The organism is Bradyrhizobium sp., from assembly GCF_030654605.1.
Lineage (GTDB): Bacteria > Pseudomonadota > Alphaproteobacteria > Rhizobiales > Xanthobacteraceae > Bradyrhizobium.
This window is the reverse complement of record NZ_JAURXB010000090.1, coordinates 1-11,300: the sequence shown is the minus strand read 5'-3', so window position 1 is coordinate 11,300 and position 11,300 is coordinate 1. Positions and strand designations below refer to the sequence as shown.

At 63.2% G+C, this 11,300-nt stretch carries 9 protein-coding genes and 1 pseudogene; 5 read left to right on the top strand and 5 right to left on the bottom strand.

The window, feature by feature from the left end; translation table 11 throughout:
* The 4 genes from Q7U29_RS09405 to Q7U29_RS09390 all read right to left on the bottom strand — a co-directional run.
* A partial coding sequence (locus Q7U29_RS09405) for a phosphoenolpyruvate carboxykinase (ATP) (protein ID WP_304740704.1) occupies nt 1-838 on the bottom strand: 838 nt, incomplete at its 3' end.
* A 279-nt stretch (nt 839-1,117) separates the two neighbouring features.
* A complete protein-coding gene (locus Q7U29_RS09400) occupies nt 1,118-3,712 on the bottom strand; it encodes a CHAT domain-containing tetratricopeptide repeat protein (RefSeq protein ID WP_304740702.1) in 2,595 nt (864 codons plus the stop codon).
* Between the two features lie 184 nt (nt 3,713-3,896).
* Complete coding sequence (locus tag Q7U29_RS09395) at nt 3,897-4,526, bottom strand: hypothetical protein (protein WP_304740700.1); 630 nt, start codon at nt 4,524-4,526, stop codon at nt 3,897-3,899.
* Between the two features lie 701 nt (nt 4,527-5,227).
* Nucleotides 5,228-5,962, bottom strand: coding sequence for a HugZ family protein (locus tag Q7U29_RS09390; protein ID WP_304740698.1), 735 nt, complete (start codon nt 5,960-5,962; stop codon nt 5,228-5,230).
* Between the two features lie 215 nt (nt 5,963-6,177).
* Here Q7U29_RS09390 and Q7U29_RS09385 point away from each other — a divergent pair, with 215 nt between their 5' ends.
* From Q7U29_RS09385 to Q7U29_RS09365, 5 genes are all read left to right on the top strand, one after another.
* Nucleotides 6,178-6,879: a response regulator transcription factor gene (locus Q7U29_RS09385; protein WP_304740697.1), complete on the top strand. Its 702-nt coding sequence runs from the start codon at nt 6,178-6,180 to the stop codon at nt 6,877-6,879.
* A gap of 104 nt (nt 6,880-6,983) precedes the next feature.
* A complete protein-coding gene (locus Q7U29_RS09380) occupies nt 6,984-8,798 on the top strand; it encodes a sensor histidine kinase (protein WP_304740695.1) in 1,815 nt (604 codons plus the stop codon).
* On the top strand, nt 8,795-9,322 hold the full coding sequence (locus tag Q7U29_RS09375; RefSeq protein ID WP_304740693.1) for an HPr kinase/phosphorylase: 528 nt from the start codon (nt 8,795-8,797) through the stop codon (nt 9,320-9,322). Before Q7U29_RS09380 ends, Q7U29_RS09375 begins: the two co-directional genes overlap by 4 nt.
* Nucleotides 9,323-9,454: 132 nt before the next feature.
* Nucleotides 9,455-9,856: a PTS sugar transporter subunit IIA gene (locus tag Q7U29_RS09370; RefSeq protein ID WP_024509305.1), complete on the top strand. Its 402-nt coding sequence runs from the start codon at nt 9,455-9,457 to the stop codon at nt 9,854-9,856.
* Nucleotides 9,853-10,182, top strand: coding sequence for an HPr family phosphocarrier protein (locus Q7U29_RS09365; RefSeq protein WP_304740692.1), 330 nt, complete (start codon nt 9,853-9,855; stop codon nt 10,180-10,182). The genes Q7U29_RS09370 and Q7U29_RS09365 overlap by 4 nt, the downstream gene beginning before the upstream one ends.
* A 146-nt stretch (nt 10,183-10,328) precedes the next feature.
* On the opposite strand, the pseudogene Q7U29_RS09360 reads toward Q7U29_RS09365, so the two are convergent.
* Nucleotides 10,329-11,300 (bottom strand): annotated as a pseudogene (locus tag Q7U29_RS09360) (hypothetical protein); the annotation flags it as partial.

The window sequence follows — 11,300 nt, the reverse complement described above, 5'->3', positions numbered from 1 at the left end:
TGATGGTTTTCGCATAGCAGCCGCCTTCGAAGTTGAAGGTGCCGCGATCCGACCAGCCATGTTCATCATCGCCAATCAGGGTGCGCGACGGATCGGCGGACAGGGTGGTTTTGCCGGTGCCGGACAGACCGAAGAACACCGCCGTATCGACCGGGTTTCCAATCGCATGGTTGGCCGAGCAGTGCATCGGCATCACGCCCTTGGCGGGCAGATAATAGTTCAGCGTGGTGAACACGCTCTTTTTCATTTCGCCGGCATAGTAAGACCCGCCGATCAGGACGATCTTGCGGGCGAAATCGATCGCGACCACGTTCTCGGAGCGCACGCCGTGACGTTTGGGATCGGCGCGGAAGCTCGGGATGTCGATGATGGTCAGTTCGGGCACGAAATCCCGCAGCAGGGCAGCCTCGGGCCGGATCAGAAGCGTGCGGATGAACAGCGAGTGCCAGGCGAGTTCGGTGAACACCCGGGTCTTGATCTGGAACGTCGGATCGGCGCCGCCATAGAGATCCTGCGCGAACAGGGTCTTGCCTTCGGCGTGCTTGAGGAAATCCTGATACAGCGTCTCGAATTGCTCCGGCGTGATCGACTGGTTGCCGGCCCACCACATCTTCTCGGTGGAGGCGTCGCGAACCGTGAACTTGTCCTTCGGGCTGCGGCCGGTGAACTCACCGGTATCGGCGCACAAGGCGCCGTCGGCCGACAGCACTGCCTCGCCCGCGGCCAGCGAGTATTGATAGAGTTGCGGCGCGCCCAGATTCCAGTGCACCTGCTTGAGATTTTTTAAGCCGAATTTGTCGGCGCCGAAGGCACCGTTACGAATACCCGTCTCTTGCACTGGAAGAATCCTCCTGGAACCCGCGTAGCTCGATCGCGCGAATGCACCCAGACGCGTCTCTATCGCGGTGACCTTCATTATAGCCTTGCGGCCTCGGTCCGGCGACCTAATACTGAGGAACGCCGGACTTGCCAAGCCGATCCCGTAATATTTGGTTTATTCCTGGGCCGGGTCATTGATGCGGCGCAATGCTTGCCGCGTATTGGCGCATTCCGGGGCCATGACAGCGCGACCATCCGCCGTGATCGAGTTTTTATTGCGACGCACAATCCACAATTTTCAACGCGCCGCGCCCTCGCCGATCAGCGCAAACGGCCCCCAGAACGCCGGATAGGCATTTTTCGGCGACGCGGAATCGCCGAGATAGAAGAGCATCGCCTGGCGCAACGCTTCGGCGCGGCCGATCTTTGGATCGGACTTGAGGCGGTCGAAGGTCGCGGTGGTGAGGCGCGTGGCGGCTTCCGAATCGACCGCCCAGTGCGAGACCAGCAGCGCGCGGGCGCCGGCGTAGAAGAACGAACGCGCGAGGCCCGACAGCGCTTCCGCGCCGGGCTTGTCGCCGGCAATCGTGTTGCATGCCGACAGCACCACCCAATCGGCGTTGAGTTTCAATTGCGCGACTTCACTCGCAGTCAGCAATCCGTCGTCGAGTTCGGTTGGCTGTCTTGGAAGACTCAGCGCCAGCGACGGCTCGGCGAGACCCTTGACGTCGCCCGCCACGAGACCGTGGGTGGCAAAATACACGATCGAATAATCCGACAGCGGTGCACGCTTCACCGTGGCCTCGCTGGCGTCACCGCCGAGGTGAATATCGGCGGCGGCAACGCCGAGGTTTTTTGCCACCGCGTTCAATTCGTCGGCCGTATCGGGCAGTTGCGGCAAGGCTTGCGCGAGCCGGATCCGATCGACGCCGGCGCCGCGCCAGAAATCGGTGTAGGCGCCTGTGACCGCCCCCCTGGCTGCGGACTTGATCGCGGCACGCCTGTCTCCACCGGATTGGGATGGGTCGAACAGCGGATCGCCAAAGCCGGTCATCGGCTTGATGCCGTGATCCCGGCGCGCAAAGGCCCGCAACGATTTCAGACTGGCGACCGACGGCAATACCGACACCGCGTGGCGCTTGATCAGCCAGGCGGCCTCGCGATAGCCATCGAGTTTTTCCGGAATCGCGGCCGAAGGCTCCGCCGTCACCAGCAACTGAAACGGCAGCGCCGTCAACGGACCCGAGGGAACGATCAGCAGGCTGCGCTTGTCCTTCACCAGGGACTCGACCGGACCCAGCAGCGTCTCGTAGAGCCGGTTGGCGCGGGCGAGATCGAACAGCCCGGATTTGCCGGAGGCATCGCCGACATCGGCAATATTCAGTCCCCTGCGGAACTCGGCGATTTCCCGCGAGAGCCCTTCGGTTGCACGCGGAATCGGCTTCCAGTCAAAACTCTCGCGCGTGATCGCGATGACATAGCTTTCCTTGACGGTGGTGGTGAGCAGCACCATCGCCTCTTCGCCGGACAACAGCGACTGAATCTCCTTCACCGTCAACGGCAATGGATTCGACAGCGCCGCGTAATCCGGAAATTCCGTCGACAGGGTCTTTTGCAGCGACGGGCGTTCGCTCGAAATGGTGGCGAGCCGGGCCCGGGTGCGCTGCTCGGCAGCGAAGTCCCGCTTCGACCGCTCCCTGGAGACCGCGCTCACCAGCGCCTTGTCGAGGGCTTCGGCCTCGGCGGCGAGATCCTGATCGCGGCGGACCAGTTCGGCGAGGCGATCGCTTCCCGCGGCCAGCCGCACCGCCAGCTTGTTCACGGCTGAGGCGGCCGAAGACCGGGCGCCGCGCTGGATCGCATGGAGCATCGCATCGACCGCCTGCCCGGTCGGTATCAACTGGTTTCGCTCGGCGTCCGCCAGCACCGGGAGCACGGCGCGAAGTTCGCCGCGCCCGTTCGCGATCAGCCGCAGCGCCAATGGCAGCGCCTTTTCCGGGTAGCCTGTGCCTGCATAAAACGCCGCCAGATTGTTCATCGACCGCGCGGTATCGGGATGATCGGGACCGACCGCGCGTTCACGCACCGCCAGCGCCCGCTCGAACAGTTTTTCGGCGTCGCGGCTCCGTCGACCGTCGTAGAGCTCCGCCAGATTATTGAGAGATCGCGCCACGTCGGGATGATCCGTTGCCAGCACCTTCTCGCGGATCGCGAGCGAACGCTTGATCAGCGGTTCCGCTTGGGCATAGCGATCCCCGACCTTGGCGACCTGACCGAGATTGTTCAGCACGGTCGCGACCGCGGGATGCTCCGGACCTCCTGCTTTCTCGTAAATCGCCAGCGCGCGCCTGAACAACGGCTCGGAGTCGCCGTGCCGCTCCTGCTTCTCGTAATGGGTGGCCAGATTGTTCAGCGACTGCGCCACGTCGGGATGCCCGGGCCCCAGCGTCCTTTCGCGGATCGCCAGTGACCGCTTGAACAGCGGTTCGGCCTCGGCATAGCGCTGCTGCCTCTGGTAAAGCGCAGCCAGATTGTTCAGTTGATGCGCGGCTTCCGAGGAGCCGGCACCATCTAGCTTTTCCACCAGCGCGATCGATCGCTTCAACAGCGGCTCGGCCTCGGCGTCCCGCCCCTGGCTGCCATAGAGCAGCGCCAGATTGTTCAACGACGCCGCGACATCGCGATGGTCTGGACCATGGGCCCGCTCCATGTCCGCGAGCAGGCGCTGCGCCAGCGGAATCGCTTCGGAATATTTGCCGACCCGGCTGAGCTCGGCGATTGCAGCGCTGCGCGCCGCCGCGTCGGCTTTTTGCGCTGACGAGGGCGTGCTAAGGCAAGCGCTGACTGCAACGGCGAGTGCCAATGACAATGCCAGTGGATTACGATATCTCATGATGCGAAATGGAGGCTGCCTTGGTCACGGGCGTGCGTGCATGGGTCGCAGCAACACCCGTCCCGGTTCAAGCCCGCAGCGATCTTCCACTGTATCTTGCTTATTTTTTGGCGATTAGAACAGCGCGTGGCGAGACGCATTTGTGGCGCGGCGCTCTATTGCTCCCGAACACCGCTCGTCTTGATCACGCAGCATTGGCTATCCTCTCAATTACCTCGCCAGCGCGAGAGAACGGCACTGCAACCGCCCCTACTTGAAGCAGGTTTAAATCAGCAGCGGACCAGTTGTCCCCATCGTCGTATACGATGCGTTGAATGAGGTTCGGATTTCCTATTGCCTTAACGTCAAGGTTAGCCACAACCCGCGCGTTGACGGAGGATGCATCGTTTGAAACGGGATCGATTATCAATTTTCGCTCGCCACCTAGACTAACTACGTTCGCGAACTTATGGCGCTTGTTGCTATTGCCGACGACAAACTCGCCATGGGTGACGCGATCATCAAAGCGCTTCGATAAAAAGTCAGCGAGCAAGAGTCGAAAATCGCGCGTGCGCTTGACCTTCCCGTGATCGAACATCCAACGAGCGACCTCTTGGGAGGCATTTGCCACATGCAATATTGCTAGAGGCGCGGCTGCGATGGGCATTCTTGGTGTGTAGATTACACTATCCCGAATGATAAGCCCTTGCTCTCGCACGAGGTGGCCAAGCGCTCGGTCATAGTTCTTAACTTCAATGCCGGCCGCCAATGCCTCGCCAAACGCGCCGCCCTCGTCGGAGGCAACAATTGTTTCCACGCCGCCGCGCACGGTCACGCGAACGAGTCCGTTTGATGGATACATGCAATGAGTCGTTACAACGAGGCCATCCTCGGTCTGCTCAAGAGGCGCTAGTTGTGAAAGCCCCGTGCATGCCAGCGTGATTAGGTTCGGAGTCATAGCAGCGTCCCTGGTTCGGGCAGTCCGATCAGATGGCTCCCGGGAAGAGATTCTATATTCGTATCAGTACAAAACCAACGGAGAACCGCATCAAACGTCTTACCCGGCTCCATATATGGCAGGGCATCGTGAAGCTTAGGGGGCCTCGTTGCGCCCCGGAAGAAGCGTTGGTTAATAGGCCATGAATGATAATGAGGCCCGGTGACGAACATTGGAACCAGCCCGTTGGTATAACCATCGATCGAATTTGGATGAGTTTCGTTGGTGTAGTCGAGCCGGCAAAGCGGCGCGTCCAACACTCTTTGAAGGCGAAATTTGAGAGTATTCGCGCGAGGAAAGCCGACGACCCAAAGTTGCCCCGTTAGTTCCCCGCCGACTTCTAGAGGGTACTTCATTACGGCTTCGTGCACACTGAACCCGTGCCTCCATGTCGGAGCCGAGTCGAAACCCTGTACGCGCTTGCGAGCGGCCATATAAGCCGTAATCGCAGCGACCATATCCCCCCGCGTGGTCATGCGTCCGTAGGTTGTTCCATGTCGGACGATTTCGCAAGGCTACCTACGCAAGTACATAAGCACCTATTCCTTGGCCCTCGCCTCGCCCGCCAGCCTGACCAGCATCTTGCGCAGCTCGCCCGGGCTGGTGACCCGTTCCGGGAAATCCAGCCGCAGCGTGGCCGTACCGGCCTGCAGGTCCATGCCGTCGGGGTCGCAGCCGGTGCAGCTCCAGTCGGCGGCCCCGGCGCCCAGAAGCCGGGTCGCATAGAGGCCGATGGCGTCGCGGTGGTCGGCGTTCATGTGCTCGACAGCCCCCGGTTCGGCCTCCAGCAGGGCGCCGGCATCGGAAATATCGGTCAGGAATTGCTCGGGCTCGAGGTCCACGATCCGCCCGAATCCCGCCACCAGATGCGCGCCGGTTGGCCGTATCCGAAAAAACGAAAAATCCTTAAAGTCTACAAAGGCTTCCGCGGAGGGATGGGCGCTGAGGTAGCGCCGGCGCAATACTTCCAGTTGGTCGGCCCCGGCCTCCTCGGCGCGGCCCGCCAGCATGATCCGCGCACCTTCCAGCGGGTCTCCCTCGGCCCGCTCGTCCAGCATCAGCGAGACCCTGGCATCGCCGAGGATGTTCCTGGTGTGCAGCGCCAGCCGCGAAATCAGCAGGATCGGCGAGCCGTCGGGATGGCTGGCGAGGTTGACCAGGGAACAATAGGGGTCGCCGGTTCCGGCCACCAAGGTCGCCAAGGCCCCTTGCCGGCTGCGCCGGAGCAGCGACCGGGTCAGCCGGCCAGCATCGAAATCAGAGGTGGGCTGCATCGATCATATCCAGACATCTCATTGCTATCAGGACCTTTTCCCGGTTAAACGGGTATCTATATAGCTGGAACCCGTAGCGTAGCTTAGGCGTTTTGCGGAACTCGGTCACACTTCAGCCCAGCTTGCATTGCTCGTTGACCGGGTACGAAGCCATTTAGGCGGCGCATCGCTGGATTGCTCGCCGTTCCAGCCACACTACTTCTGAAAGCAGGCTCATGCCCACAATCGCCTTGGTCGATGACGACCGCAACATTCTCACATCCGTCTCGATCGCGCTCGAAGCCGAAGGCTATCGCATCATGACCTACACGGATGGTGCGTCCGCGCTCGACGGCTTCCGCACCAGTCCGCCGGACCTGGCGATCCTCGACATCAAGATGCCGCGCATGGACGGCATGGAGACATTGCGGCGGCTGCGGCAAAAGTCCGATTTGCCGGTAATCTTCCTCACCTCCAAGGATGAGGAAATCGACGAATTGTTCGGCCTCAAAATGGGCGCCGACGATTTCATTCGCAAGCCGTTCTCGCAGCGCCTGCTGGTCGAGCGCGTCAAGGCCGTACTGCGCCGCGCCGCGCCGAAGGATCCGACCGCCGCGCCGAAGGAGACCGACGCCAAGGCGCTGGACCGTGGCCTGCTCAGGATGGATCCGGAGCGTCACACCTGCACCTGGAAGAACGAGGCCGTGACATTGACGGTGACCGAGTTCCTGATCCTGCAGGCGCTGGCGACGCGCCCCGGCGTGGTCAAGAGCCGCAACGCGCTGATGGACGCGGCCTATGACGACCAGGTCTATGTCGACGATCGCACCATCGACAGCCACATCAAGCGGCTGCGCAAGAAGTTCAAGGTGGTGGACGATGATTTCGAGATGATCGAAACCCTCTACGGCGTCGGCTACCGCTTCAAGGAAACCTGATTTCGAGGTGCGCGGCGCGCGGTTTGTCGACTGACGCCGCCGCCCGGATCGGCTAGGATGCGCGCAACGCAAGACGCCCTCGAAACAACCGGCAGTGTTGGCCATTGCTCGATCGAACGCAGCCTGATCCCAACCTGAATGCCGACGACACCTCGCCGGCGCTGGACAGCGGCGCCGTCGAAAGCCTGCCGGCGCGGGGCTGGCAACGCCCGCTCGACTGGCTGCGCCGCGCCGGCCAGTTTTTCTTCGCGCTGTCCTTTTCCAGCCTCACCCGCCGCATCGTCTCGCTGAATCTCGCGGGCCTGATCGCGCTGGTGGCGAGCATTCTCTATCTCTCGCAATTCCGCGCCGGCCTGATCGACGCCCGCGCCGAAAACCTGCTGTCGACCGGTGAGGTGATCGCGCGCGCGATCGCCGCGACCGGCACCACGGAAAGCCACGCGCTCACCATCGACCCGGACCGTCTGCTCGACCTGAAGCCCGGGGAAACCTATGGGCCGTCCGACGATGCCTTGTCCGGGCTGGATTTCTCGATCAATCCGGAGCGCATCGCGCCGGTGCTGCGCGGCCTGGTCTCCCCGACCAAGACGCGCGCCCGCATCTACGACCGCGACGGCGTGCTGATCCTCGACAGCCGCAGCCTGTACGGCCGCGGCGACGTCATGCGTTTCGAACTGGCGCCGCCCTCGACCGAAAAGCCCGGCTTTGCCGAGCGGACCATGATCGCGATCCGCACCTGGCTCAACCGCGGCGACCTGCCGCTGTATCGCGAGCTCGGCCCGGAGAACGGCAAGGGCTACAACGAAGTCGCGCGCGCGCTGACCGGCGTCAAGGGCTCGATGGTGCGGATCAACGACCGCGGCGAAGTCATCGTCTCGGTGGCGGTGCCGGTGCAGCATTTCCGCGCGGTCAACGGCGCGTTGCTGCTGTCGACGCAGGGCGGCGACATCGACCAGATGGTGACCGCGGAGCGGTTGGCCATCCTGAAGATCTTCGCCGTCGCGGCGGTGGTGATGATCGCACTTTCGCTGCTGCTGGCGAGCACCATCGCAGGCCCGGTGCGCCGGCTCGCCGACAGCGCCGAGCGGGTCCGCCGCCGCATCCGGACCCGCGTCGAAATTCCCGACTTCACACGCCGCCGCGACGAGATCGGCCATCTCTCCGGCGCGCTGCGCGACATGACCAACGCGCTCTATAGCCGGATCGAGGCGATCGAGACCTTCGCCGCCGACGTCGCCCATGAATTGAAGAACCCGCTGACGTCGCTGCGCTCGGCCGTCGAAACATTGCCGCTGGCGCGCAACGAGAACAGCCGTTCGCGGCTGCTCGCCGTCATCGAGCACGACGTCAAGCGGCTCGACCGGCTGATCTCGGATATCTCCGACGCCAGCCGGCTCGATGCCGAACTGCAGCGCCAGGACATGACGCTGGTCGATGTTCGCCGCCTGCTGAACGCGCTGGTGACGGTGGCGAATGAAACCAGGCGGGGCAACAACGTCGCGGTGGAAGTCCGTTTCGAGGGCCGCGGTCCGACCGACACGTTCTCGGTGCCGGGCCATGATTCGCGGCTCGGACAGGTGATCTCCAACCTGCTCTCCAACGCGCAGTCGTTTTCCGAACCCGGCGGCAAGCTGCGCATCGTCTGCCGCCGCGTGAAGAACGAAATTGAAATCGTGGTCGACGACGACGGGCCCGGAATTCGCGAGGATGCGCTGGAGCGGATCTTCGAGCGTTTTTACACCGACCGGCCGCACCAGGGTTTTGGCCAGAATTCCGGACTGGGACTGTCGATCTCCAAACAGATCATCGAAGCCCATGGCGGGCGGATCTGGGCCGAGAACCGCGCTGGCGCCGTCAACGCCGAGGGCGAGCCGACCATCGCCGGCGCGCGCTTCGTGGTCCGGCTGCCCGCGCCATGACCGGCGCGGGGGCCGCCAGCGTGCACGCCTCGGCCGTGCTGGTGGGGGACCGGGCGGTGCTGATCCGCGGGCCCTCGGGCGCCGGCAAGTCGCGGCTGGCGTTCGATCTGATCCTGGCCGGACGCGCCGGACAGATACCTCCGGCCGTGCTGGTGGGCGACGACCGCGTGCATCTGGAACACAGTGGCGGACAATTGGTGGTACGGCCGGCGCCGAAACTGGCCGGCCTGATCGAGGTCCGGGGGCTCGGGATCTTCAGCTGCGACTTCGCGCCCCAGGCCATCGTCGGCTTGGTGGTCGATCTGGACGCCCCGGACGCCGAACGGTTGCCGCCGCCAGAAGCGCTCCGGGTGACGGTAAATGGTATTAAATTACCAAGAATTCCTGCAAAAACGGGTATGTCTCCGCTTCCACTCGTTATCGCTGCACTGACCATGACCGCGATTTCATCTTCCCCCCAACCTTCGGCCGATTGCCCGAAGGGAATTGGTAACCATATCAGTCCCACACTCGCGACCGAATAGACCGGCGCCGGCTCCCATCGCTACCTTTACTTTCCGGGAGAATCGCGAAGATCCCCTCTTGCGCGGGGGCTCTGGATGGTCAAAGTGGCGCGTTCGTGCGGTGCACCAAAAAGCACCCGCGAGGAGTTTCCGATGATTGGTCTAGTACTTGTGACCCATGGGCGCCTTGCCGACGAGTTCAAGGCAGCGCTCGAACACGTCATGGGCCCGCAAAAACAAATCGAAGCCGTCACCATCGGTGCCGAGGACGATTCAGATTTATGTCGAAGTGACATTATCGAAGCGGTCAATCGCGTCGACAGTGGCGATGGCGTTGCGATTCTCACCGACATGTTCGGCGGCACGCCTTCCAACCTCGCGATCTCCTGCATGAGCCGCCCCAAGGTGGAAGTGCTCGCGGGAATCAATCTTCCCATGCTGGTCAAGCTCGCCAAGGTCCGCGAAGAGCGGTCGCTTCCCGACGCCATCGCCATGGCCCAGGAAGCCGGGCGCAAATACGTGACCATCGCCAGCCGGGTCCTCGCCGGCAAATGAGCGACGACGGCGCGGCCCCAAATGACAATGCCGGGCCGAGCATCCCTTCGGGCGCGGTGACCCGCGAACTCCCCATCATCAACAAGCGCGGCCTGCACGCGCGCGCCTCCGCGAAATTCGTCCAGATGGTCGAGCGCTTCAACGCCGAGGTCTGGGTCACCAAGGGCAACGAGACCGTCGGCGGCACCTCGATCATGGGGCTGATGATGCTGTCGGCCGGACCGGGCACCTCGATCACCGTCTCCGCTGTTGGACCCGAGGCGCAGGCAGCGCTCGATGCGATCACCGAACTGGTCGCCAGCAAGTTCAACGAAGAAGGCGTGTGAGCAGCACCGTCATTCCGGGGCGATGCGAAGCATCGAACTATGGTGCGCAATTGCGCACCTGAGAATCTGGAGATGGGACGATCGGTGCCCAACCCATCGAGATTCCGGGTTCGCGCTAATGCGCGCTCCGGAATGACGCGAACGCGTCACTTCGCCGGCGGAGCGATAAAAACCTTCCAGGTGATCGCCGGTCCGGGATAGCCCTTGAAGAAGCGCTGCGTGGTGATGGTGAGGCGCTCCGGATTGTTTCCGTTCGCCGCCATCCACGCCTCGCAGATCGGCAGCCGGCCATCGGTGGTATCGCAGACGCCGATGAAGCCGAGGCGCTTGGCTTCTTCCACCGAAGTGAGCCCGGACGACCAGAGTTCGCCCGGCGTCAGCGGCGCCGGATGGTCCGGACTGTAGAATGCCAGCGGCTGGTTCATTTCCGTGGTGCCGGCGACCACGGCCCAGCGCGAATGAAACCGGCTGCGCCAGGCCTGCGTCAGTTCGCGGGCGAGTTCGGAGCGCGCGCCATAGGTCGCGGCCCCGTTCGGATTGACCGCCATCTCGCGTGCCGCGATCCAGGGCGAGGCGGCCAGCACCGTCAGCGTGATCGCGAGCCAGATCGCGACGATATGAAACAGCGCGATCTTTCGAAGGCGCAGCGCCGGTATAGCCACCAGCGCCAGCGGCGTCAGGAAGAACAGCGAGATTCCCCAATCGGTCTTCATGTAGACCATGAAGGCGAGCCCGCCGAGCACCGGACCGATCGCGACCACGGTCTGGATGATCCAGACATTGAGCGCCTGCGACCGGTTCACGCCCGGATTCGGGCCGCGCCACCATGTCCGCGACAACAGCGCCGACGGATGTCTCCAATTCGCCAAGGCCAGCGCCACCGACGCCAGCGCGATGGGGAGTGCCAGCAGCGCGAAATTGTGGCCGATATAACCCAGCACGAGTTGCAGGTTCTGGGCGCGGGTCAGATGCGTATAGACGTCGCCGGCATAGGTCAGCGGCACGAAGTCCACGTCCCGCAGCCACACCAGATGCGGCAGCATCACGGCCGCCAGCGCAACGATCGCGACCCATGGCGCCGGCGAGCGCAGGAACTGGAGGCGATCCGGATGCAGCAA

Coding starts and splice junctions, on each gene's coding strand:
- Q7U29_RS09400 (WP_304740702.1), bottom strand. CDS start 3,712: ATGAGATATCGTAATCCACTGGCATTGTCATTGGCACTCGCCGTTGCA.
- Q7U29_RS09390 (WP_304740698.1), bottom strand. CDS start 5,962: ATGCAGCCCACCTCTGATTTCGATGCTGGCCGGCTGACCCGGTCGCTG.
- Q7U29_RS09385 (WP_304740697.1), top strand. CDS start 6,178: ATGCCCACAATCGCCTTGGTCGATGACGACCGCAACATTCTCACATCC.
- Q7U29_RS09375 (WP_304740693.1), top strand. CDS start 8,795: ATGACCGGCGCGGGGGCCGCCAGCGTGCACGCCTCGGCCGTGCTGGTG.
- Q7U29_RS09370 (WP_024509305.1), top strand. CDS start 9,455: ATGATTGGTCTAGTACTTGTGACCCATGGGCGCCTTGCCGACGAGTTC.
- Q7U29_RS09365 (WP_304740692.1), top strand. CDS start 9,853: ATGAGCGACGACGGCGCGGCCCCAAATGACAATGCCGGGCCGAGCATC.